This window comes from Nocardioides sp. J9 (genome assembly GCF_007829375.1).
Taxonomy (GTDB): Bacteria; Actinomycetota; Actinomycetes; order Propionibacteriales; family Nocardioidaceae; genus Nocardioides.
Genome location: NZ_VLJQ01000046.1, coordinates 1 through 23,517 on the forward strand (window position 1 = coordinate 1; position 23,517 = coordinate 23,517).

General features: G+C 73.6%; 20 protein-coding genes and 1 pseudogene. 13 read left to right on the forward strand and 8 right to left on the reverse strand.

Annotation, left to right across the window (positions count from 1 at the left end):
- Positions 1–281: 281 nt before the first annotated feature.
- Positions 282–974, forward strand: coding sequence for a hypothetical protein (locus tag L615_RS23070; protein WP_186449716.1), 693 nt, complete (start codon positions 282–284; stop codon positions 972–974).
- Between the two features lie 154 nt (positions 975–1,128).
- Here L615_RS23070 and L615_RS03540 read toward each other — a convergent pair whose 3' ends face one another.
- Entirely contained in the window at positions 1,129–2,316 is a 1,188-nt protein-coding gene (locus L615_RS03540; protein ID WP_028654763.1) for a trans-acting enoyl reductase family protein, read from the reverse strand.
- Positions 2,317–2,411: 95 nt separating this feature from the next.
- Here L615_RS03540 and L615_RS03545 point away from each other — a divergent pair, with 95 nt between their 5' ends.
- Genes L615_RS03545 through L615_RS03565 form a run of 5 tightly spaced genes read left to right on the forward strand, consistent with a single transcriptional unit; the run spans position 2,412 to position 6,619 of the window.
- A complete protein-coding gene (locus L615_RS03545) occupies positions 2,412–2,948 on the forward strand; it encodes a SigE family RNA polymerase sigma factor (protein ID WP_145724141.1) in 537 nt (178 codons plus the stop codon).
- Positions 2,945–4,915, forward strand: coding sequence for a beta-propeller domain-containing protein (locus L615_RS03550; RefSeq protein WP_145724142.1), 1,971 nt, complete (start codon positions 2,945–2,947; stop codon positions 4,913–4,915). The genes L615_RS03545 and L615_RS03550 overlap by 4 nt, the downstream gene beginning before the upstream one ends.
- Positions 4,916–4,943: 28 nt before the next feature.
- Positions 4,944–5,210: a DUF2277 domain-containing protein gene (locus L615_RS03555; protein WP_028654764.1), complete on the forward strand. Its 267-nt coding sequence runs from the start codon at positions 4,944–4,946 to the stop codon at positions 5,208–5,210.
- A complete protein-coding gene (locus tag L615_RS03560) occupies positions 5,188–5,793 on the forward strand; it encodes a protein-L-isoaspartate O-methyltransferase (protein ID WP_261376541.1) in 606 nt (201 codons plus the stop codon). The genes L615_RS03555 and L615_RS03560 overlap by 23 nt, the downstream gene beginning before the upstream one ends.
- 4 nt (positions 5,794–5,797) lie before the next feature.
- On the forward strand, positions 5,798–6,619 hold the full coding sequence (locus tag L615_RS03565; RefSeq protein WP_145724143.1) for a Sir2 family NAD-dependent protein deacetylase: 822 nt from the start codon (positions 5,798–5,800) through the stop codon (positions 6,617–6,619).
- 191 nt (positions 6,620–6,810) lie between these two features.
- Here L615_RS03565 and L615_RS03570 read toward each other — a convergent pair whose 3' ends face one another.
- A complete protein-coding gene (locus L615_RS03570) occupies positions 6,811–7,497 on the reverse strand; it encodes a metal-dependent transcriptional regulator (RefSeq protein WP_145724144.1) in 687 nt (228 codons plus the stop codon).
- Between the two features lie 51 nt (positions 7,498–7,548).
- Here L615_RS03570 and L615_RS03575 point away from each other — a divergent pair, with 51 nt between their 5' ends.
- From L615_RS03575 to L615_RS24670, 3 genes and pseudogenes are all read left to right on the forward strand, one after another.
- Positions 7,549–8,253 (forward strand): hypothetical protein, encoded by a 705-nt coding sequence (locus L615_RS03575; RefSeq protein WP_145724145.1) that lies wholly within the window; start codon positions 7,549–7,551, stop codon positions 8,251–8,253.
- Positions 8,254–8,402: 149 nt separating this feature from the next.
- Positions 8,403–8,885 (forward strand): annotated as a pseudogene (locus tag L615_RS24665) (alpha-amylase family glycosyl hydrolase); the annotation flags it as partial.
- A 226-nt stretch (positions 8,886–9,111) separates the two neighbouring features.
- A complete protein-coding gene (locus L615_RS24670) occupies positions 9,112–9,915 on the forward strand; it encodes an alpha-amylase family glycosyl hydrolase (RefSeq protein WP_145724146.1) in 804 nt (267 codons plus the stop codon).
- 152 nt (positions 9,916–10,067) lie between these two features.
- Here the strand turns inward: L615_RS24670 and L615_RS03585 are convergent, their stop codons facing one another.
- The 6 genes from L615_RS03585 to L615_RS03610 all read right to left on the reverse strand — a co-directional run bounded on the left by L615_RS03585 (position 10,068) and on the right by L615_RS03610 (position 19,156).
- On the reverse strand, positions 10,068–10,529 hold the full coding sequence (locus tag L615_RS03585) for a MarR family winged helix-turn-helix transcriptional regulator (RefSeq protein WP_036517052.1): 462 nt from the start codon (positions 10,527–10,529) through the stop codon (positions 10,068–10,070).
- Positions 10,526–12,277: an MFS transporter gene (locus tag L615_RS03590; protein ID WP_261376542.1), complete on the reverse strand. Its 1,752-nt coding sequence runs from the start codon at positions 12,275–12,277 to the stop codon at positions 10,526–10,528. The genes L615_RS03585 and L615_RS03590 overlap by 4 nt, the downstream gene beginning before the upstream one ends.
- A gap of 567 nt (positions 12,278–12,844) precedes the next feature.
- Positions 12,845–14,815 (reverse strand): ABC transporter ATP-binding protein, encoded by a 1,971-nt coding sequence (locus L615_RS03595; RefSeq protein ID WP_145724147.1) that lies wholly within the window; start codon positions 14,813–14,815, stop codon positions 12,845–12,847.
- On the reverse strand, positions 14,812–16,551 hold the full coding sequence (locus L615_RS03600; protein ID WP_145724148.1) for an ABC transporter ATP-binding protein: 1,740 nt from the start codon (positions 16,549–16,551) through the stop codon (positions 14,812–14,814). The genes L615_RS03595 and L615_RS03600 overlap by 4 nt, the downstream gene beginning before the upstream one ends.
- Positions 16,551–17,147, reverse strand: coding sequence for a TetR/AcrR family transcriptional regulator (locus L615_RS03605; protein WP_222430426.1), 597 nt, complete (start codon positions 17,145–17,147; stop codon positions 16,551–16,553). The genes L615_RS03600 and L615_RS03605 overlap by 1 nt, the downstream gene beginning before the upstream one ends.
- A 296-nt stretch (positions 17,148–17,443) precedes the next feature.
- Entirely contained in the window at positions 17,444–19,156 is a 1,713-nt protein-coding gene (locus L615_RS03610; RefSeq protein WP_145724149.1) for a CocE/NonD family hydrolase, read from the reverse strand.
- 48 nt (positions 19,157–19,204) lie between these two features.
- Here L615_RS03610 and L615_RS03615 point away from each other — a divergent pair, with 48 nt between their 5' ends.
- The 4 genes from L615_RS03615 to L615_RS23080 form a co-directional block, all read left to right on the forward strand.
- Positions 19,205–20,140 carry a patatin-like phospholipase family protein gene (locus L615_RS03615; protein ID WP_145724150.1) on the forward strand — a complete coding sequence of 312 codons (936 nt, stop codon included), beginning with the start codon at positions 19,205–19,207 and terminating at the stop codon, positions 20,138–20,140.
- 343 nt (positions 20,141–20,483) lie between these two features.
- Positions 20,484–21,506, forward strand: a complete 1,023-nt coding sequence (locus L615_RS03620; RefSeq protein WP_145724151.1) for a 3-oxoacyl-[acyl-carrier-protein] synthase III C-terminal domain-containing protein — start codon at positions 20,484–20,486, stop codon at positions 21,504–21,506.
- Complete coding sequence (locus L615_RS03625) at positions 21,497–22,354, forward strand: MBL fold metallo-hydrolase (RefSeq protein ID WP_145724152.1); 858 nt, start codon at positions 21,497–21,499, stop codon at positions 22,352–22,354. The genes L615_RS03620 and L615_RS03625 overlap by 10 nt, the downstream gene beginning before the upstream one ends.
- A gap of 4 nt (positions 22,355–22,358) precedes the next feature.
- Positions 22,359–23,517: F390 synthetase-related protein (locus L615_RS23080; protein ID WP_186449717.1), on the forward strand; the 1,159-nt coding region annotated here is incomplete at its 3' end.

Sequence of the window (23,517 nt, forward strand, 5' to 3'; positions counted from 1 at the left end):
TCCACCGACCTCCCCGCCCGCTCACCGCGCCCCACCGGCGCGTCACCCGGCGTGTCGCACGGCCAACGGGCTGCCACAGCCGCGAACCACGTGTTGCAGCGCGCGTCAGCCCCCCACCACCACCCGGCCCCGGCCCGCACCGCCAGGCAGGCACCGCCGAACCCCTCCCGACCAGCCCGAAAAAACTTCCGCGGAAAAGCTGCAAGGTCCCGAACCCCCGCTGCTCCTACTCCCAACGAACACGAACCGGGCCGCACCGGCCCACCACCCCAGGAGCAGACATGCACACCACCGCCCGCACCGCCCTCCGCCTCCTCGTCGCCACCCCGATCGCGGCCGCCGCGATCGCCGTCGGCGGCGGGGTCGCCCACGCCGACGGGTTCGAGCCCGGCCCGATCGTCGTCGCGATCCCCGGTGACGGGGAGCCGACCGGCCCGGGTGGCTTCACGAACCCCGAGCCCGAGCCGAAGCCGGACCCGAAGCCGGAGGGTCCGGGTGGCTTCACGAACCCCGAGCCCGGCCCGAAGCCGGACCCGAAGCCGGAGGGCCCCGGCGGGTTCACCAACCCCGAGCCCGGCCCGAAGCCGGACCCGAAGCCCGAGGGCCCCGGTGAGATCACCGCCGGCGAGGACGACGGCCCGCGCCCCGACGGCCCGGACGACCTCGCCCACCCCGAGGAGGGTGACCAGCCTGAGGACCAGCCCCAGGACCAGCCCGGTGACGAGCCGGCCGACGAGCCCACCGCGGAGGACGGCGGCAAGGGCGAGCGCCCGGACGGCCGGACGGATGTCAAGGACGTCGACGAGGTCGGCGGGGTGACCGAGGAGGTGCCGGTCCCGACCCGCATCGACGCCGGCTCCGCCGACGCCGGTGAGCCCGACCTGGGCCTCACCTTCGGCCTCGCCGGCGGCGGCCTGCTGGCCGCGGCGGCAGCCCTGCTCGCCCGGCAGCGCCTCGCCCGCCGCCAGCGCTGACCCTCCCCCCACAGCATGGGTTGAGGAGTGGGGCCGCAACCCGTCCGCACGACGGCCGCCCGGTCACCCGGGCGGCCGTCGTCGTGCTGTCAGGCTGTCGTGCTGTCGTGCTGTCGTGTTGTCAGGCCGACAGGCTCGTACGACGAAGCGCCGGTCAGACCCGCTCGAAGGCGATCCCCGCCCGCTGCAGCCGGGCGAGCAGCGCATCACCCATCGCGGTGGCGGTGGTGACCTGGCCGGAGACGTTCGGGTTCTCGTCGAGGGCCAGGCAGATGGCCGACTCGGCCAGCATCTTCGCGGTCTCGGTGTAGCCGGGGTCGCCGCCGGAGACGCGGGTGTGCACCGTGTGCCCGCCGCTCTCGGCGACGAAGTCGACGGTGAACCATGACTTCTCCCGCCGCCCCTCGGACGGGCCCTGACCCTGCGGCACCCGCTTGAGCAGCGCGTTGCGCAGCGGCGGCACCTGCGAGGCGAGGGTGAGGCCGGTGGCGCCGATCGCGCCGCCCGCCGCGTAGCGCAGGGTCTTCGTCCCTGCGTAGTGGGAGTAGGTGAACGCCGGGCCGTAGGCCGGCAGCGCGGCCCCGCTGCGCGCCACGACGAACGGGTCGATGGTCGGCAGCGGGAGCAGCCAGTAGCCGAGGTCGCGGTCGCGACGCGGTGCGCTGGCCGAGGCGCGGGAGCGGCGGCCCTCGGGGCGCGGCTCCATCCGGCGCCGGGCGCTGGAGGCCTCCTTCATCTGCCGCGCGCGCGAGAAGGCGGTCAGCGCGGAGTGGAAGGTGCCGCCGGAGAAGCTGGCCTTCGACCGCACCACGCCGCGCATGGTGACCGGCGCGGTGATCTCCCCGCCGACCTCGCGGGCGAGCTCCTTGATCGTGAAGTACGCGCCGAGGTCGTGCGGGATCGAGTCGAACCCGCAGCAGTGCACGAGCCGGGCGCCCGAGCCCTCCGCGGCGGCGTTGTGCTCGACGTAGGTGCGGTCGACGAACTCCGGCTCCCCGGTCAGGTCGACGTAGTCGGTGCCAGCGACGGCGCACGCGGCGACCAGCGGGCCGCCGTACTGGACGTAGGGCCCGACCGTCGTGGCGACCACCTTGGTCGTCGCGACGACCTCGGCGAGCGCGTCGGGGTCGGCGGCGTCGGCGACGAGCAGCGGCAGGTCGGCCAGGTCCGGCCGGGTGGCGGCGAGCCGGTCGCGGACCTGCTCGAGCTTCCGCTCGTTGCGCCCGGCGATGGCCCAGCGCAGGTCGCCGCCGTGCGCGGCGAGGTAGTCGGCGGTCAGGCCGCCGGTGAAGCCGGTGGCGCCGAACAGGACGACGTCGTACGGGCGGGAGCTCTCAACCATGTCGGCGAGTCTTGCACCCCGGATGGAACCTCACGCAAGGCTCGACCCGTCTCACCCATGACAGATCATTGCCAGCACGAACGACCGGAGCGCACGTGGACCCAGGGAACGAGGCGGACTACGCCGACTACGTCGAGCAGGCATGGCCCTCGCTCGTGCGCGCCGCCGTCTTCCTCGGCGCCCGGCCGGACGAGGCCGAGGACCTCGCGCAGACCACCCTGGTCCGCTGCTACACCGGCTGGGACCGGGTGCGCAACGCCGACAACCGCGACGCCTACGTCTACCGGATGCTGCTCAACTGCCTGCGTGACAGCCGCCGGACCCGGTGGTGGAAGGACCGGCGGTACGACGACCCGCTGGCCCTCGAGCAGCAGGACGCCCGCCGCGCCCGCTCCGGCGGGGACGCCACCGAGCGGGTCGCGATCGCCGACGCCGTGCACCGCGCGCTGGGTGGGCTGTCGAAGCCGAACCGGGACGTCGTGGTGCTCCGCTACTTCGTCCAGCTCAGCGAGAAGCAGACCGCGGCCGTGCTCGGCGTGCCGGCGGGGACGGTGAAGAGCCGGCTCTCCCGGGCGCTGGCCCACCTCGCCACCAACGACCACCTCCTCGACATCGCGGGAGAGCGACAGTGACCGACCTCGAGAACCTCTGGGACGACTACCCGACCGGCAAGGCGCCGGTGACCGCGATCCTCGCCGCGGCCGTGGGTGAGCGGCGCCGGCGCCGCCGGCTGCTGGTCCGGCCGCTGCTCACGGCGGGCGTGGCGACCGGCGTCGCCGGGGCGTTCGTCGCCGGCACCCTCGTCGGCGGGTCCGGGCCCGGCACCCCGGGCGGGACCGCCCTGCCGGAGCGGGTCGCCTTCAAGGCCGACCTCGAGCCGGCGGCCTCGTGCGACGAGCTGCTGGCGAGCTACGTGCGCCGCGGCAAGGAGCGGGTGACGGCGTGGGGGTGGGACGACTTCAGGGTGGCCCTCGGGGCGCACGGGCGTGAGGGGCCGGTCGCCGACCGAGCCGTCAACAAGCTGTCTGGCCGCACAGCCGGACAGGTGCCGAAGGCGCAGCGCGCCACCAGCAGCGACACCGGCACCAACGTGCAGGAGGCCGGCGTCGACGAGCCCGACACGGTGAAGACCGACGGCTCGGTCCTGGTCACCGTCCGCGACGACGACCTGGTGACCTGGGACGTGACGGGCGCGAGCACCGAACGGCTCTCCTCGGTCCGCCTCGACGGCATCGAGTCCGCCGAGCTGCTGCTGGCCGGCGACACGGTCGTCGCCATCGGCGCCGACGCCGGCGCCCCGCCCGAGGCCCCGGGCACGCGGGTGCTGACGATCAGCCTCGCCGACCCGGCCGAGCCCGAGGTCGTCGCCGACGTCAGCTACGACGCCGCCCTGCTGTCCGCCCGGCAGCACGGCGACACCGTCCGCCTCGTCCTCGAGTCCGGCCTCCCCGACCTCGACTTCGTCGAGCCGCGCGGACGCCGCACCGACCAGGCAGCCCTGCGCCGCAACCGGCAGGTCGTCGAGGAGTCGACGATCGAGGACTGGCTGCCCACCATCACCACGGACGGCGACAGCCGGCAGCTGCTGGACTGCACCGACGTCGCCATCCCGTCCGACGACCTCGGGCTCGCCACCACCAGCATCGTCGGCCTCGACCTCACCAGCACGGCCGAGCCGGACGCGATCGGCCTGGCCGGGCGCACCGGCATCGCCTACGAGTCGGCCGACCACCTCTACCTCGCCACCCGCGCCGGCTGGGACGGCTGGGATGGCAGCTGCCTCGACTGGTGCCGGGGCGCGCCGACCCGCACCTCCGGCACGACCCACGTCTTCGACTTCGAGCTCGACGGCTCGGCCGCCACCCACGTCGCGTCCGGCGAGGTCGAGGGCGCGGTCCGCGACCGCTGGTCGGTCGACGAGGCCGACGGGGTGCTGCGGCTCGCGCTCGGGCCGACCAGCGAGACCGGCGACTTCAACTCCGTCGTCACGCTGCGCCGCGAGGGCGAGCAGCTCGTCGAGCACGGTCGCCTGGACCGGCTCGGCCCGCGCGAGGACATCACGTCCGTCCGCTGGTTCGACGACCTCGCCATCGTGGTGACCTTCCGCCGCGTCGACCCGCTCTACGCCGTCGACCTCACCGACTCCTCCCGCCCGCGGCTGCTCGGCAAGCTGAAGGTGCCCGGCTTCTCGTCGTACCTCCACCCGCTGGGGAGCTGGCGGATGGTCGGCGTGGGCGAGGGCCCCGACGGCAAGGGCGGCTGGGGCGCGCAGGTCGGGCTCTTCGACGTCCGCGACATCACCGACGTGCGCCGGCTCGACGTGCACAGCTACGGCCGGTCGTTCCGCGCGCTGGCCGGAACCGACCCGCGGGCGTTCACGTGGCTGCCCGACGAGCGGACCGTGGTGACCGTGCTCGAGAGGCGCGCACGCACCCGGGTGGGCTACGTGTCGATCATCCGCCTCGTCGACGGCGAGCTGCGCCAGCGCCTGCAGCAGGTGGAGTACGGCGCGGACGTCGACCTCGTGCGCGCCGTGCCCCTGCCCGACGGGCGGGTGGTGCTGGCGACCGGCGAGCAGGCGCAGTTCCTGGAGCTGTGAGGCCCGCTCCCCGGCGTACGGTGGAGGCATGTGCCGCAACATCCGTCCGCTCAACAACTTCGAGCCGCCGGCCACCAGCGAGGAGGTGACGGCTGCCGCCCTGCAGTTCGTGCGCAAGGTCAGCGGGACGACGAAGCCGAGCCAGGCCAACCAGGCGGCATTCGACCAGGCGGTGCACGACATCGCCCACATCACCCAGCACCTGCTCGACAACCTGGTCACCACGGCGCCGCCGAAGAACCGGGAGGTCGAGGCCGAGAAGGCGCGTGAGCGTGCCCGGCTCCGATACGGCTGAGGGCCCCGCCGACCCCCGTGCCCGGGTCGCCGCCGCGATGGCGGCGGTTCCCCGGGAGCACTTCCTGCCGCCCGACCAGCGGCGCTTCGCCGGCGTCGACCGCGCCCTGCCGATCGGGCACGACGTCACGAACTCGCAGCCGTCGACGGTGCGCGCGATGCTCGAGCTCCTCGACCCCCGCCCCGGGCACCGGGTGCTGGACGTCGGCTGCGGCTCCGGCTGGACCACCGCGCTGCTCGCCCACCTGACCGCGCCCGGCGGCCACGTCACCGGCGTCGAGATCCTGCCCGAGGTGCTGGCGCTGGGTGCCCGGCACCTCGCCGCCCTGGGCCCCTCGCCCGGCGTCGACCTGCACGAGGCCCGGCCCGGCGTGCTCGGCTGGCCCGAGGGAGCGCCCTACGACCGGGTCCTGGTCTCCGCCGACGCCGAGCACGTGCCACTCGCGCTGGTGGAGCAGCTCACCCCGGACGGGACCTTCGTCGGGCCGGTGCGCGGCCGGATGCTGCGGATCCGCCGGCAGCCCGGCGCCGAGCCGCTCGTCGACGAGCACGGCCGCTACGTCTTCGTCCCGCTCGTATCCTGAACCGGTGACGCTCGTCGGCCAGCAGGACTCCGCGCTGGAGCGGTGCGCCGCCGGCCCGCTGGTGCTGCTGACCGGCGCCGGGCTCTCGACCGACTCCGGCATCCCGGACTACCGGGGCCCGGGTGCCCCGGCCCGCACCCCGATGACCTACCAGGAGTTCGTCTCCGGTCCCGCTGCCCAGCAGCGGTACTGGGCGCGCAGCCACCTCGGCTGGTCCCGGATGAAGCGGGCGGAGCCGAACGCCGGGCACCGCGCGGTCGCCGCGCTCGGGGCGGAGCTGGTCATCACGCAGAACGTCGACGGCCTGCACGAGGCTGCGGGGACGCCGCGCACGGTCGCGCTGCACGGCCGGATCGCCGACGTCGTGTGTCTGGCCTGCCGTCGTACGACGTCGCGGGCTGGGCTGCAGCAGCGGCTCGAGGACGCCAACCCGGGCTGGGCGGCCACGCACGCCGACGTGGCGGTGCGACCCGACGGCGACGTCGACCTCGAGGACACCCACGGGTTCGTCGTGCCGGCGTGCGAGGACTGCGGCGGCGTGCTCAAGCCGGACGTGGTCTTCTTCGGGGAGAACGTGCCGAAGCCGCGGGTGGAGTGCTGCTACGCAGCCGTCGAGGCCCTGGTCGGCTCCGACGGCTGCCTGCTCGTCGCCGGCTCCAGCCTGACCGTGATGAGCGGCCTGCGCTTCGTGCGCCGCGCCGCCCAGCTCGGCATCCCGGTGGTGATCGTCAACCGCGGCCCGACCCGCGGCGACGACCTGGCCGCGCACAGGGTCGACACCGGCACCAGCGAGTGGCTCTCGGCCCTCGCCGAGGTGCGCTGCTGAACGCAGTCGATCTGCGCGGGACGAAGCCGGCCCGGAGCCGGAGGGAGCGACGAAGGAGCGACCGGAGGCGCAGGGAGGCGCCGTCCCGCGCGCCGACGGTCTTGCCGCCACCCGGACGTCACCACCTGCCGGAGGCAACKGCGGCGCGGCAGCGCGGCGCGAGGCACGAGCGACGCGCTCGCGCCATCCAGCTAGAGCCGCTTCACGAAGATGTGGTCGGCGGCCTCGGGGAAGATCTCGGCGGTCTCGCCGCCAGCACCGACCAGCACACCGTCGGCGGTGGCCTGGATGGTGATGGTCTTGTCGGGCAACGCGCCGACGCGGCGCATCGCGCTCATCAGCGACTCGTCCTTCTGCATCTCCTCGGAGATGCGGCGGACCAGGGCGCGGGAGCTCTCGATGCCGGCGGCCTTGGAGAGCGGCTCGACGTCGTCCATGAACTCCGGTGCGACACGGATCTCGCCGAGCTCGTCGAGGCCGGGGATCGGGTTGCCGTAGGGCGACTCGGTGGGGTGGTCGAGCAGCTCGAGGAGGCGACGCTCGACGTTCTCGGAGATGACGTGCTCCCAGCGGCAGGCCTCCTCGTGGACCTGCTCCCAGTCGAGGCCGATGACGTCGACGAGCAGGCGCTCGGCGAGGCGGTGCTTGCGCATCACGCGGGTCGCGAGGCGGCGACCCTCGTCGGTCAGCTCGAGGTGGCGGTCACCCTCGACCGTCAGGAGGCCGTCGCGCTCCATGCGGGCGACCGTCTGCGACACCGTGGGACCGCTCTGGTGGAGGCGCTCGGCGATCCGCGCGCGCAGCGGGACGATGCCCTCCTCGATCAGCTCGTAGATCGTGCGGAGGTACATCTCGGTGGTGTCGATCAGGTCGCTCACCCGACCATTCTTACCTATGGCTCCCCTCCCCCGGGCTGGCAGGCTGGTGGGGTGACCTCGCTGCTCGTGCCCCGACGCTTCAACGGCCCGCCCCGCTCCGGGAACGGAGGCTGGGTGTCCGGAGCCCTCGCCGCCCGGCTGCCCGGAGAGGGGGTGGGCCGCCCCGTGACGGTGACCCTGCGCCAGCCCCCGCCGCTCGAGGTGCCGATGCCGGTCTCGCCCACGGCGAACGGCGCGATGCTGAGCCACGACGGCGGCGTGGTGGCCGAGGCGGCGTACGCCGAGCACGAGCCGACGCCGGTCGCCCCGGTGCCGGTCGGGCGGGCTGCGGAGGCGCAGGCGGCCTACCGCGGCCACCGCGTGCACCCGTTCCCCAGCTGCTTCGTGTGCGGGACCTCGCGCCGGGTCGGTGACGGGCTGCGGATCTTCGCCGGGCCGGTCGAGGGCGAGCCGGAGGGACGGGTCGCGGCGACGTGGACGCCGTACGCGAGCGACGTGCCGACCACCTGGGCGGCGCTGGACTGCCCGGGCGGCTGGTCCAGCGACCTCGAGGGCCGCCCGTCGGTGCTGGGCCGGATCACGGTGGAGGTGCGGCAGCTGCCGCGCACCTCGGAGCGTTACGTCGTGGTGGGCGAGCAGCGCCGGATCGACGGGCGCAAGACGCTCACCGCAGCCACCCTGTTCGGCCCGGGCGCCGAGGTGGTCGCGACGGCGGAGCACGTGTGGATCGCGGTCGACCCGGAGAGCTTCCGGTGACCGCCGCGGCCGAGCGGCCGTGGTGGTACGACGCGGTCGTCTACCAGGTCTACGTCCGCAGCTTCGCCGACGGCCTGCCGGTGCCCGGTGACGGGGTCGGCGACCTGCGGGGCATCACCTCGCGGCTGCCGTACCTGCGCGACCTCGGCGTGGACGCGCTGTGGATCACGCCGTTCTACCGCTCGCCGCAGAAGGACCACGGCTACGACGTCGCGGACTACTCCGACGTGGACCCGCTGTTCGGCGAGCTGGCCGACGTCGACGCGCTCCTGGCGACAGCGCACGACCTGGGGCTGCGGGTCATCGTCGACCTGGTGCCGAACCACACCTCCGACCAGCACCCGTGGTTCCAGGCCGCGCTCGCGGCCGGGCCGGGCTCGCCGGAGCGGGCCCGCTACCTGTTCCGCAACGGCAAGGGGCCGGGCGGCGCGGAGCCGCCGAACAACTGGGGCTCGATCTTCGGCGGGCCGGCGTGGACGCGGGTGAGCGAGGCGGACGGCGAGCCGGGCCAGTGGTTCCTGCACCTCTTCGACAGCACGCAGCCCGACCTCGACTGGCGCAACCCCGAGGTCGGCGACATGTTCGAGGACGTGCTGCGCTTCTGGCTGGACCGGGGGGTCGACGGCTTCCGGGTCGACGTGGCGCACGGGCTCTTCAAGGAGGAGTCGCTGCGTGACCAGGTGCTGCCCGACCCGGACGACCCGGACGACCCCGACGATCCCGACGGGACTGGCGCCGACGGCGAGCCGCGGCAGGCCGAGGCGATGGGCGGGCGGGGGGGGGGGGGGGGCTGGGGGGGGGGGGGGGGGGGGGGGGGGGCGGCGGGGGCCCCGCGCCCCCCCCCGCCGCTGGCGCCGGGTGCTCGAGGAGTACCCCGGCGACCGGATGGCCGTCGCCGAGGCGTGGACCCAGACCCCGGCGTCGATGGCGGAGTTCATCCGTTCCGACGAGCTGCACCAGGCGTTCAACTTCGCGTGGCTGAGCGCCCCGTGGTCGGCGTCGGCGTTCGCCGAGGTCGTCAACACCTCGATCGCGGCGGTGGCGACGGCCGACGCGGCACCCACCTGGGTGCTGTCGAACCACGACGTGGTGCGCCACCCGACGCGGTACGGCGGCGGGCCGGCCGGCCTCGCCCGGGCCCGCGCCGCGACGCTGGCGATGCTCGCGCTGCCCGGCTCCGCGTACCTCTACCAGGGCGAGGAGCTCGGGCTCGAGCAGGTGGACGTGCCGCCCGAGGCGCGGCAGGACCCGTCGTGGTTCCGCACCGGCGAGCCCGGCCGGGACGGCTGCCGGGTCCCGATGCCGTGGTCGGGCTCGGCTCCGCCGTACGGCTTCGGCGGGCCGGAGGGCACCCAGCCGTGGATCCCGCAGCCGGCGGGCTGGGCGGGTCTGACGGTCGAGGCGCAGCAGGCCGACCCGGACTCGACGCTGGCGTTCTACCGCCGCGCGCTGGCGACGCGCCGCGAGGTGTTCGCCGGGGCGGACGACGCGACCACCGCCGCGACCGACGGTGACCTGCTGGTCTTCCGCCGGGCCGGGGTGACCGTCGTCCTCAACGCGGGCACCTACCCCGCCCCGCTCCCCGCCGGCGAGGTCCTGATCAGCAGCGGCCCGCTCCCCGGCGACGTCCTGCCCCCCGACACCGCCGCCTGGGTCCGCTGACCCGTCGAGGCGTCACCTGTGGCCCGTCGAGACGTCACTTGTGGCCCGCCGAGACGTCAGTTGTGGCCCGCTCGGCGCGGTAGTCCCTGACGAAAAGCACCGTCGTACGGCGTGTCGCGGTGCTTTTCGTCAGGGACTACCGCAGCCCGTGCTCAGTGGTCGCCGGGCTCCGACAGGGCCTGGTTGTAGCGACGGAGGGTGGCGACGAAGGACGACATCTCCTCCGGCGTCCAGTCGTCGAGGCGGTCGGCGAGGCGACGGCGACGCTCGGCGGCGACGCTGTCCATCCGCTCCACGGCCTCCGCGCTCGCGGTGAGCAGGGTGGCGCGGCCGTCGGCCGGGTCCGGCTGGCGGTCGATCAGCCCGAGGTCGATCAGGTGCTGGACCTGGCGGCTGATCGCGCCCTTGTCGATGTCGAAGACCTGGCCGATCGCCGAGGCCCGCACCGGGCCGTTGTCGCGGACGTAGCCCAGCATGAGGTACGACGCCGGCAGCAGCTCCGGGTGCACGGACCGCGCACGTTCGCCGATCACGCGCCGGATCCGGCGGATCAGCACGCCGACCTCGCCCTCGAGCTCGCGGAGGACGTCGGTGCGGGACAGTGTCGTGCTCATCGGGAGCCATCCTCCCGGACGGAGGTGCCGCCGGTGAAGACCGGCTGGTCGACCGGCTCGCCCGTGGCCACCAGCCCGGCCTGCACCTCGCTGTCCGCGACGCTCGGCGCCTTCGCGACCGACGCACCGTCAGCCGGGGCAGCCGGGGCAGCCGGGGCAGCCGGGGCAGTCGGGGCAGCCGGGGCGGTCGGGGCGTGGTTGGAGGTGCGCAGCGGGACCTCCTTGATGAACAGGATGCACAGGAAGCCGGCGATCGCGAACGGGACGGCGACCATGAACAGGTGGCCGACGGCCTCGCCGAAGGATGCCTCGTAGAGCGCGCGGATCGGGCCGGGCAGCTCGGACAGGGTCGGGATGTCACCGGTGGAGTGCTGCATCTCGGCGAGCTGCTCCTGGCTGACCTGGCCGCTGGCGACCAGCTTCACCAGCCCGTCCTTGACGCTGCCGGTGACCTGGTGGGCGAGCACCGCACCGAGGGCGGCGACACCCGCCGAGCCACCGATGGACCGGAACATCGCGACCACGGAGCTGGCCGCACCGAGGTCCTCGGGACGGGTGTTGTTCTGCACCGCGAGGACGAGGTTCTGCATGGTCGCACCGACGCCGACGCCGGTGAGCGCCATCCAGAGGCCGACGATCCACAGCGAGGTGGTGGAGTCGATCGTGCCGAGCAGGGCGAGGCCGGCGATCAGCAGCACCATGCCGCCGACCAGCCACCGCTTCCAGCGACCGTCGCGGGTGATCACCCGGCCGCTGACGATGCTGGAGACGAGCAGGCCACCGACCATCGCGACCGACATCAGGCCGGCCTCGGTGGGCGTCATGCCGCGGGAGAGCTGGAAGTACTGGCTCAGGTAGACCGTCGCGCCGAACATCGCGACGCCGATCATGACCGACGTGGCGGTCGCCAGCGAGGTGGTGCGGTCGCGGAAGAGGCGCAGCGGGATGACGGGCTCCGCCGCGACCTTCGCCTCGACCCACAGGGCCGCCGCGATGAGCAGCAGGCTGCCGCCGACCAGCGCGGCCGACGTACCGGACACCCAGTCGAAGTTCGTGCCCGCGAGGCTGACCCACACCAGGATCAGGCTGATGCCGCCCATGATCAGGGTCGCGCCGAGGTAGTCGATCTTGACCTGACGCTTCACGACGGGCAGGTGCAGCGTCTTCTGCAGCACGACGAAAGCGACGGCCGCGACCGGGATGCCGATGATGAAGCAGCCGCGCCAGCCCAGCGGGCTGTCGACCACGAGCCCGCCGAGCAGCGGGCCGCTGACGGTGGCGGTGGCGAAGACGGCGCCGATGTAGCCGCTGTAGCGGCCGCGCTCGCGGGGCGGGACCATCGAGGCGATGACGACCTGGACCAGCGCGGTCAGGCCGCCGACGCCGAGGCCCTGGAAGGCACGGGCGCCGATGAGCACGCTCATCGACGGCGCGACCGCAGCCGCCACGGAGCCGGCCGAGAAGATGACGAGCGCGACCTGGACCAGCAGCTTCTTGCTGAACAGGTCGGCGAGCTTGCCCCAGATCGGGGTGGTCGCGGTCATCGTGAGCATGGTGGCGACGACGACCCACGTGTAGCCGGTCTGGCTGCCGTTCAGGTCGGTCACGATCGCGGGCAGCGCGTTGCTGACCACGGTGCTCGAGAGCATGGCCACGAACATCGCCAGGAGGAGCCCGGTCAGGGCCTCCATGATCTCGCGGTGGGTCATCTGACCCGTCTCGGCGGTCGCCGGGGAAGTAGTTGACATGAATCAACCATATCCCCGATTAGTTGACTCAAACAACTTTCTGTGACCGGGCCGACACCGGACCCAGGGTGCCGGGGCGCCGGGGCGCCGGGGCGCCGGGGCGCCGGGACGCCGGGACGCCGGGACGGTACGACGGCGCCGTACCCGCCACCTCGGGCAGCCATGACCCGCACGTCGCGGCGCCACAAGACGCACGTCGCACCGCCACAAGACGCACCTCGTGGCGCGAAGCGTCACACCTCGCGGCGCGAAGCCCCACACCCCGCGGGGGAGGGGCGGGCAGGACGACGGGAAAAAAGGAGCGACCCGCAGGTGTGGTCCGCGGAGGGACCCCGTCCGGTGGATGGTCCGGACTCACCTGCGGGTCGGGTGGCTGCGTTGGATTCGCGTCGCAGCCGAAGCAATTCGCACTGCGGGGCTGCTAGCGGGCAGCCACCTCACGCATCCGATGAGAATTCATTCTTCGGACCACCTCCTTTCCCGTGTGCGACCACCGTAGGTCGCGTCCGGGCGCCACACAATGGGATTAACGCCTCAGCGCCTCAGCCCCTCAGACCCCCAGCCCCCTCAGACCGCGGCCGCCGCGAACTGCGCCGCGTGCAGGCGGGCGAAGGCGCCGTCGCGCTCGAGGAGCTCGGCGTGCGAGCCCTGCTCTACGATCCGCCCGTCCTCCATGACCAGGATCAGGTCGGCGTCGCGGATGGTCGAGAGGCGGTGCGCGATGACGAACGAGGTCCGGTCGGTGCGCAGCGCGGCCATCGCCTTCTGCAGCAGCAGCTCGGTGCGGGTGTCGACCGACGACGTCGCCTCGTCGAGGATCAGCAGCGCCGGCTTGGCCAGGAACGCCCGGGCGATGGTGATCAGCTGCCGCTCCCCCGCCGACAGGTTCGAGCCCTCGTCGTCGACGCGCGTGTCGTAGCCGTCGGGCAGCGAGTGGACGAACCGGTCGACGTACGTCGCCCGCGCGGCCTCGCGGATCTCCTCCTCCGTCGCGTCGGGCCGGCCGTAGGCGATGTTGTCGCGGATCGTGCCCTCGAACAGCCAGGTGTCCTGCAGCACCATCCCGACCCGGCTGCGCAGCTCGGCGCGCGACATCGCGCTGACGTCGGTGCCGTCGAGGGTGATCCGGCCGCCCCTGAGCTCGTAGAAGCGCATGACCAGGTTGACCAGCGTGGTCTTGCCGGCGCCGGTCGGTCCGACGATGGCGACCATCTGGCCGGGGTGCGCGACGAGCGAGAGGTCCTCGATGAGCGGCTCCTCGCCGTACGAGAAGGACACGTGGTCGAAGACCACCTCGCCGCGGGTCTCGATCCGCGCCGGCAGCGCTGCGAGCGAGGACGGGTCCGCCTCCTCCTCGGCGTCGAGCAGCTCGAAGACCCGCTCGGCGGAGGCGACACCGGACTGCAGCAGGTTCGCCATCGACGCGATCTGGGTGATCGGCTGGGTGAACATCCGGGTGTACTGGATGAACGCCTGCACCTCGCCCAGCGACAGCGAGCCGGACGCGACGCGCAGGCCACCCACGACGGCGATCACGACGTAGTTGAGGTTGCCGATCAGCATCATCAGCGGCATCACCAGGCCACTGATGAACTGCGCGCGGTACGACGACTCGTAGAGCTGCTCGTTGGCGTCGTCGAACTCGGCCTCGACCGCGGCACGGCGGCCGAACACGGTCACCAGCGCGTGCCCGGAGATCGCCTCCTCGACCTGGGCGTTGAGCCGCCCGGTCTGGCGCCACTGGCCGATGAACTGGCCCTGGGAGCGCTTCATCACCCGGCTGGTGGTGAACATCGCGATCGGCACGGAGACCAGCGCGATCAGTGCCAGCAGCGGGGAGACCCAGAACATCATCCCGAGCACGCCGACCACCATCATCAGCGAGGTGAGCAGCTGGCTCATCGTCTGCTGGAGGTTCTGCGCGACGTTGTCGATGTCGTTGGTGACCCGGCTGAGCAGCTCGCCGCGCGGCTGGCGGTCGAAGTAGGCCAGCGGCAGGCGGTGGATCTTCTCCTCCACGTCGCTGCGCATCCGGCGCACGGTGCCCTGCACGATGTCGTTGACGAGGTAGCCCTGCAGCCAGCCGAGGACCTGGCCGCCGACGTAGATCGCCAGCGCCATCAGCAGGATGTCACCGACCGCGCCGAAGTCGACGCCGCGGCCCGGCACGAAGTCGAGGCCGTCGAGGAACTCGGCGAGGCCACTGTCACCGCGGGCCTCGGCGTCGGCGACGACGTCGGCCTTGGTCGTGCCCGGGTCGATCCGGCCACCGATGAAGCCGTTGAAGACGGAGTCGGTGGCGCGGCCGAGCAGCCACGGGCCGACCGCGACGGAGGCGACCGAGCCGGCGGCGAGCAGCAGCACGGCCACTGCCCGGCCGCGGGCGGGTCGGAGCAGCTGGAGCAGGCGGCGGGCGGAGCCGCCGAAGTCGTCGGCCTTCTGGCCGACCATGCCGCCCATCGGGCCACGCCCCGGGCCGCCCTGCTGGACGATCCGCTCGGTGGTCCTCATGGTGCCGGAGGGCTTCTGGTCGCTCATGCCGCCACCTCCTCACCGCTCACGCCTTGCGAGGCGGCGATCTCCCGGTAGGTCTCGTTGTCGGCCATCAGCTCGTCGTGCGTGCCCTGGCCGACCACCCGGCCGTCCTCGAGCACGAGGATCTGGTCGGCGTCGCGGATCGTCGCGATCCGCTGGCCGACGATGAGCACGGTGGCCTCGCGGGTCACCGGCGCGAGCGCGGCGCGCAGGCGGGCGTCGGTGGCGACGTCGAGCGCCGAGAACGCGTCGTCGAAGAGGTAGATCTCCGGTCGTCGTACGAGCGCGCGGGCGATGGCGAGCCGCTGCCGCTGGCCGCCGGAGACGGTGGTGCCGCCCTGGGCGACCGCGGTGTCGAGCCCGTCGGGCATCTCGCGCACGAAGTCCGCGGCCTGCGCGATCTCCAGCGCCTCCCACAGCTCCTCGTCGGTGGCCTCGGGCCGCCCGTAGCGCAGGTTCGAGGCGATGGTGCCGGAGAAGAGGAAGGCGCGCTGCGGCACCAGGCCGATGCGCGACCAGAGCAGCTCGGGGTCGAGCTCGCGAACGTCGACACCGTCGACCCGCACCGTGCCCTCGGTGGCGTCGAGCAGCCGCGGCACCAGGTTGACCAGGGTGGTCTTGCCGGCGCCGGTCGAGCCGATGATCGCCACCGTCTGGCCGGGGCGGGCGGCGAGGCTGACGCCGGACAGCACCGGCGCCTCGGCGCCGGGGTAGGTCAGCCCGACGTCCTCGAGGTCGAGGTGGCCGGCGACGTCGACCTCGGTCACCGGCTCCGCGGGAGGTACGACGCTCGTGCTGGTCGCCAGGACCTCGCTGATCCGGTCGGCGCTGACCGCCGCGCGCGGCACCATCATCAGCATGAACGTCCCCATCATCACCGACATCAGGATCTGCATCAGGTAGGCCAGGAACGCGGTGAGCGCACCGACCTCCATCTGCCCGCTGTCGACGCGGTGGCCGCCGAACCAGATCACCCCGACGCTGGCGACGTTGGACACCCCCATCACCAGCGGGAAGAGCGCCGCCATCCACCGGCCGGCGCGCAGCGACACCTCGGTGAGCTCCTCGTTGGCGTCCTCGAACCGCTTCGTCTCGTGCGGCTCGCGGACGAACGCGCGGACCACGCGGATACCGGTGATCTGCTCGCGCAGCACCCGGTTGACGTCGTCGAGCCGCTCCTGGACGGAGCGGAACGCCGGCACCATCCGGGACACGACGAAGCCGATGCAGACGAAGAGGACGGGCACGACGGCGACGACCAGCCAGGACAGGCCGGCGTCCTCGCGGACCGCCATGATCACGCCGCCGAACATCATGATCGGGATGGTCACCGCCATCATGCAGGTCATCACCGCGAGCATCTGGACCTGCTGGACGTCGTTGGTCGCGCGGGTGATGAGCGAGGGCGCACCGAAGGTGGAGACCTCGCGCGCGGAGAAGCTGCCGATGCGGTGGAAGAGCCGCTGGCGCACGTCGCGGCCGAAGGCCATCGCCGTGCGCCCGGCGAACCACGCGGACGACATCGAGCAGACGGCCTGCACGAGCGCGATGCCGAGCATCACGGCACCGATCCGCACGACGTACGCGGTGTCGCCCTTGGCGATCCCGTTGTCGATGATGTCGGCGTTGAGGTGCGGCAGGTAGAGCATCGCGACCGTCGCCGTGAGCTGCAGGAGCACGATGGCCACCAGCCAGCGGCGGTACGGCGCGAGGTGGGTCCGCAGGAGTCGGAGGAGCATCAGTCTCGGCTGCTTTCGGTGGTGTCCACGACACCGTTGAGCACGATGTCGACGATCTCGGTGGGGGTCAGCAGGTCGCCCTCGGCGATCTCCGCGTGGGAGCCGGCGAAGGTGAGCACGCGCCAGGCGTGCAGGACCCGCTCGGGCGGCATGCTCAGGCGGTCGCGGTCGGGCTCGAGGAGCGCGAGCTGCCGCTTGCGCGCCGCCTCCATCCCGGCTGCGACGTCCGGGTGCTCCATCACGTGCGCCGGCGGGCCGACGGCACCGATGGCGCTCATCAGCCGGAAGATCGCGAGGAAGCGCTGCTGCAGGATCGTGGTCATCGCCACCATCCGCTCGCGCAGCGGCAGGTCGATGTCGATCTCCTCGAGCCGGGTCAGCACGTCGCCGACCTCGAACGCCCGCGCGACGGTGGCGTCGACCAGCTCGTCCTTGGAGGCGAAGACCCGGAAGATGGTCCCCTCCGCCACGCCCGCCGCCTCGGCGATCAGCCGGGTGGTGACCCGGAGGCCGTGCTCGTAGAGCAGGGGGCGGGTCGCGCGGATCAGCGCCTCGCGGCGCTCCTCCGGCGACATCGGTGCTGCACGACGGGCCACGCCCGCCAGCCTAAGTGAGTGAGCACTCACTCACCAAACCCTTTTCCTAGCTCCCACGACTGGTCGAGACGTCACTTCTGGCTCGTCGAGTGGTCAGTCGTGGCACGTCGAGTGGTCACTTGTGGCCCGTCGAAGCGTCACTTCCGGCGCGTTGAGACGTCATCTCTGGCGACCGGCCCACCGTCGTACGACGGTGACCACTCGACGTGCGCGAAGTGACGTCTCGACGGGCCGGAAGTGACCAGTCGACAGGCCACACGTGACGTCTCGACGGGCCACAAGTGACGTCTCGACGGTCAGGGGAGGTCGAGGGTGCTGCCGGGCAGGACGGGGAGGCGCAGGCGGGCGCCGTCGGGGCCACCGAGGCGGAGGGTGTGCAGGCCGGGGAGCGCGAGCGGGGAGGCCAACGAGGTGCCGACGAGCTGGACGCGGATCCGGTGGCCGGCGCGGAACCGGTTGCCGACCGGCCACAGCTCGACCTGGTACCGGCGGAACTGGCCGAGCCGGGCGGGCGAGGGGTTCGTGTAGTCGCCGTACGGCTGCACGACGCGACCCTGGTCGTCGGTCAGCGACCTCTCCTCGACCACGCCGGGGAAGCTCGTGGAGAGCCGGCCGACGGTGAGCGGGTGCGCCCGGCCGTCCGGCGCGACGTCGGACAGCACCGCCCAGATGCCCGACCCCGGGGTGGTCGTCGCGAGCTCGAGGTCGAGGGTGACCGGGCCGGCGAGGTCGACGTCGCTACCCAGTGGCGCGGTGGTGAAGGACTGGCCGGTGAGGCCGTCGATGCTCGCGAGGTTGGACTGCGCCAGCAGCGGCAGCGCGCCCGTCAGCGCGCTGAGCCCGCTGGCCTCGAGCAGCGAGGTGTTCGGGACGTCGGTCATCGTCGGCAGGGACGGCACGGTGAGGTACGACGCCGTCGTGCGCCGCGCGGGGACGCTCGGCGACAGCCCCTTGCCCGACGCCAGCGCGAGCTCGGTCCACGTGGTGCCGGGCACCGGCCAGTCGTCCGCGGTGACGGTCACGTGCTCCCCGGCGAGGTACGACGCGCGCGAGCCCTGCGCGAGGGTGAGGCTGACCCGCGGCGCGTCCTCGATGCCGTTGTCGATCCCCCGCACGTGGTGGTCCAGCCACGCCGCTGCCTCGGCGGCGCCGCCGTCGGTGCCGGCCGGGACACCGTCGTGGCCGCCCTCCATCACCAGGTGCGCCCCGTCGGCGCGCAGCGCGCGGAAGGCCTCGAACGCGCCACGCGACTCGACGTCGTAGAAGCCGTTGACCATGAGCACGGGGATGTCGTTGGCGTCCCCGCGCCAGCCGCGCTGCTGCCACCACTCGTCGAGGGTGGGGTGGGCGAGCACGTTCAGCCCGGTGGCGAAGAGCCCGCCGACGACGTCGAGCGCGGAGCCGGGGTCGCGCTGCAGCCGGTCGAGGCCCTGCAGCAGCGCCGGTGCGCCGATCAGCGCGAGCACCCCGGCACCCGGGAGCAGGTTGAGCACCCCGCCCGGCACGAGCAGGTCGCGGTAGAGCTCGTGCGTCCCGGACTTGAGGATCGCCGCCTTCACGCAGGGCAGCTCGAGGTGCCAGGAGTTGTAGAGCGTGATCGCGCTGGCGGAGAACCCGTTGAGCGCGAGGCGGCCGTCGCTGAACGGCTGCTGGCACGCCCACTCCAGCACCTCGACGACGTCGGCCTGGGTGCGCGGGCCGAGCGCGTCGAAGGACCCGTCGCTGTCGCCCGTGCCGCGGATCTGGACGAGCAGGAAGTTGTAGTCCGCGCTGACGTCGAGCGACTCGCTGCCGCGCCCGTACGGCGAGAACTCGACCACCGTCGGCTTCGGGGTCACCGGCCCGGTGCTGGTCAGCGTGGTCTGCAGCTCCACCCCGTCGGAGGTGGTGAACCGCTCCTGGACGACGACGTCCTGCGGCTCGTCGGCCCGCACCGGTGCTGGAGCGAGGGCGAGCCCGGAGGCGGTGACGACGGCGGCGAGCAGAGCGGCCCCGGTGCGCTTCCCCATGGTGGCCCAACGACGTCGTGCGGGTCGGGCTATGCGGACAATGGGGCCATGGCCCGCGTCGCACTCGTCCTCGGCTCCGGCGGTGCCCGGGGCTACGCGCACCTGGGCGCGGTCGACGAGCTCCGCTCCCGCGGCCACCAGGTCGTCGCGGTGTCCGGTACGTCGATGGGGGCGCTCGTGGGCGGCCTCGTCGCGACCGGCAAGGACCGGGAGTTCGCGGACTGGGCGACCACGCTGACCGGCCGCCGCGTGCTGCGGCTCGCCGACCCCACGTGGGCCGGCGGCGGCGCGGCGACGGCCGAGCGGCTGATGGCGCACCTCGAGGAGATGCTCGGCGACACGCTGATCGAGGACCTGCCGGTCCCCTACACCGCCGTCGCCACGGACCTCGCTGCCCGCCGCGAGGTGTGGTTCCAGCGCGGGCCGCTGCTGCCCGCGATCCGCGCCTCCATCGCGATCCCCGGCCTGTTCACGCCCGCCGTCGTCGACGGCCGGATCCTCGTCGACGGCGGCCTGCTCAACCCGCTCCCGCTCGACCCGACCGCCGCCGCGGCCGCCGACTTCACCGTCGCCGTTTCCCTGCAGGGCCCGCGCGCGCCGCACGAGCCCTCCTCCCCCGCCCGCGGCTTCTCCGTGCGTCGCGCCGAGTGGGCCGCCGACCTGCGCCGCCGCTTCCGCCGCTCCGAGGCCGCGTCCGTCGACGACCTCGTCGAGGACGTGCCTCTCGGCGCCGTGGAGGCGCCCGCCGAGTCGGCCCCGGAGGTGGACGTCCGCCCCGACGTCCGTACGTCGGAGGTGGTGTCGCTGTCCTTCGACGCGATGCAGAGCCTGATCACGCGCTACCGGCTCGCCGCCCTCCCGCCCGACGTGCTGGTCACCGTCCCCCTCGGTGCCGCCCGCACCCTCGACTTCCACCGCGCCGAGGAGCTCATCGAGCTCGGCCGCCAGCTGACCCGGCAGGCCCTCGACGACGCGGAGCGCTAGCCACTGGCGCGAGGGCGTCGCCTCTCGTGCTCGCCTGGCCCACGAGGCGGACCGTGCCCAGCGCAGCCCGGTGCACCACGGCCGGAGGTTTCGAGGCTCGGCGCCGGGGCGCCTCGCACCTCAACCACCGGCAGACCGGCACCGCGCCGGGGCGCCTCGCACCTCAACCACCGGCAGAAGGCGCTCTGTAGCCCCCGGTGGTTGAGGTGCGACGAGCGCCAGCGAGGAGCCTCGAAACCACCGGGCCCCCAAGGCGGACGGTGCCCAGCACAGCCCGGTGCACCACGGCCGGCGCGGGAACCTCCCACCGCGTCAGGCCGCACGCCGTATCCTCCGAGGCACCATGACCAAGGAGGACCTGGTGCCGACAGCGTCGTCTCGGGGGCCGCGCGCCCTCCGCATCCTCGGGACCGGTGCGGCGGTGCCGGACGAGGCCCTGACCAGCGCCGAGCTGGACGAGCGGCTGGGGCTGCCGCCGGGCACCGTCGAGGACAAGACCGGCGTCCGGGTGAGGTACGTCGAGCGCGGTTCTGCCGCGGAGCTCGGGGCGCGGGCGGCACGGAAGGCACTGGCGGCAGCGGGTGTCGACCTCGACGACGTCGACGTGGTCATCGGCGCCAGCGCGACCCCGGACCAGCCGCTGCCGTGCAACGCGGCGCTGCTGCACGAGGAGCTGGCCCCGGGGCGACCGATCCCGGCGTGGGACGTCAACGCCAGCTGCATGAGCTTCCTCGTCGCGCTCGACCTCGCGGCCACGCTGGTCGACGCGGGCCGCCACGAGCGCATCCTCATCGTGTCCAGCGACCTCGCCTCGGTCGGCCTCGACTGGTCCGACCTCGGCGCGTCCGGCATCTTCGGCGACGGCGCCGCGGCGGCGGTGGTGGGGCCGGCCGACGGCTCCGGGTCGGCCGTGCTGTCGTCGGGCTTCGAGACGCACAGCGAGGGCGCGCACAGCTGCGAGATCCGCGGTGGCGGCTCCCGCTACGCCCCCGACCGCGTGGAGGGCGACTACGCCGACTGGGGCCGCTTCCGGATGGACGGCGGTGCGGTGTTCCGCCTCGCGTTCCGCCACCTGCCGCCGTTCGTCGACCGGCTCCTCGCCGCGGCCGGCGTGACGATGGACGACCTGTCCGTCGTCGTGCCGCACCAGGCGAGCCACCACGGCATCAGCTGGGTGCGCCAGCAGCTCGGCGCCGGCGACCGGGTCGTCGACATCTACGCCGAGCACGGCAACCAGGTCGGCGCCTCGCTGCCGTCGGCGCTGCACGCGGCGATCGAGACCGGGCGGCTGCGGCGCGGCGACCACGCGCTGCTGCTGGGCACCGGCGCCGGGATCAGCCTGGGCGGGATGGTGCTGTGCTACTGACCCCGCTCCCCCAGCAGCCCGAGGTCACCTTCCACTGGCTGCGCGTCGGCCACTGCAAGGGTCCCGAGGCGATGGCCCGCCAGGGCGGGCGGTTGCGGCTGATCGAGTTCCCGTCGTACGTCGGCGCCCTGCACCACCCGGATCACGGCTGGACGCTCTTCGACACCGGCTACTCGCAGCACTTCTTCGACACCACCCGCCGCTTCCCCGAGCTCGTCTACCGCAACCTGCTGCCGGTGACGCTGCCCGAGGCGGAGCACCTGCCGCACCAGCTGGCAGCGCTCGACGTCGAGCCCGGCGACGTACGACGGGTCGTGGTCTCCCACTTCCACGGCGACCACGTCGGCGGCCTGCTCGACTACCCCCACGCGCGGTTCATCGCCGGTGCCGCGGGTGCCGAGCAGGCGCTGTCGCTGCGCGGGGTCAACGCCGTGCGGCACGCGATCGTGCCGGCGTTGCTGCCCGACGACCTGCGCGACCGGCTCGACCCGGTCGAGGAGTTCCCGGAGCTGGCCGTCGGCGGGCTGCGCACGTGGGACCTGCTCGGCGACCGCAGCCTGCTCGCGGTCGACCTGCCCGGGCACATGCCCGGCCACCTCGGCCTGTTGTTCACCTCCGGCGGGCGGCAGGTGCTGCTCGTCGGCGACGCAGCCTGGACGACCCGGTCCTTCCGCGAGGTGCGCCCGCCCTCGCGGCTGGCGAAGGGGATCATGCACGACTGGTCCAGCACGGTCCGCACCCTCGGGGCGCTGCACGACCTCGACGCCGCGCACGACGACCTGCTCGTCCTGCCCGCCCACTGCCCCGAGGGCGCCGCCGCCTGGGCGGCCGGGACGGGCAGGGCCTGAGGAGATGGCCGGCAGCCACGCGGCAGTGGCCGCGGCGTTCGCGCGCGAGCGCTGGCTCCTCCCGCGGAGGTACGACGCCGCGCGGGCTCGGGCGCTGAAGCGGTTCCTGCGCGAGGACCTCCCCCGCGCGTCCTTCTACGCGCCGCACGCCGGACGTCCCCTCGCCGAGCTCCCGGTGGTCGACAAGCGCACCGTGCTGGCGGACTTCGCGGCGTTCAACCGGTTCGGGATCACGCTGGAGCAGGCGCTCGAGGTCGCCGAGGCGGCCGAGCGCTCGCGCGACTTCACCACCACCCTGCCGGGCGGGGTGACGGTCGGGCTGTCGTCGGGCACCACCGGCACCCGCGGGGTCTTCCTCGTCTCCGAGCAGGAGAGCCGCCTGTGGGCCGGGATCCTGCTGGGTCTGGTGATGGCGCCCGCGTCGCTGCGCACGCTCGCCCGCCGGCCGCTGCGGGTCGCCCTCTTCCTGCGCGCCAACAGCAACCTCTACGAGACCCTCGACAGCCGGCGGGTGAGCTTCTCCTGGCACGACCTCACCATCCCGGTCGAGGACCACCTCCCCGACCTGCCGGGCACCGACGTGCTCGTCGCACCGGCGAGCGTGCTGCGCCGGGTCGCCGAGGCCCGCCCGGCCGGCCTGCGCCCGCTGCAGGTGGTCTCCGTCGCCGAGACCCTCGACCCGGAGGACGAGGCGGTCATCAGGGAGGCGTTCGGCCGGCCGGTCGAGCAGATCTACCAGGCCACCGAGGGCCTGCTGGCCGTCAGCTGCCCGGCCGGCCGCCTCCACCTCAACGAGGCCCACGTGCACGTCGAGCCGGAGTGGCTCGACCACCGCCGCTTCCACCCGGTGGTCACCGACTTCACCCGCACCACGCAGCTGGTGGTGCGGCACCGCCTCGACGACGTGCTGCTCGCGGCCCCCGGCCCGTGCCCCTGCGGACGCCCGGGCCGCAGCATCGCGGCCGTGCTCGGCCGCGCCGACGACGTGCTGCACCTCGCCCCGTCCGGGGCCGCTCCCGACAGCGGTGGCGGGCGCACGACGGTCGCGGTCTGGCCCGACGTGCTGCGCCACACCGTGGCGCTGGCCGGCGACCTCGGCGACTACCGCATCGAGCAGCACGGTCCCGAGTGGCGGGTCGCGGTGAGCGGCGACCCGGCCGGGG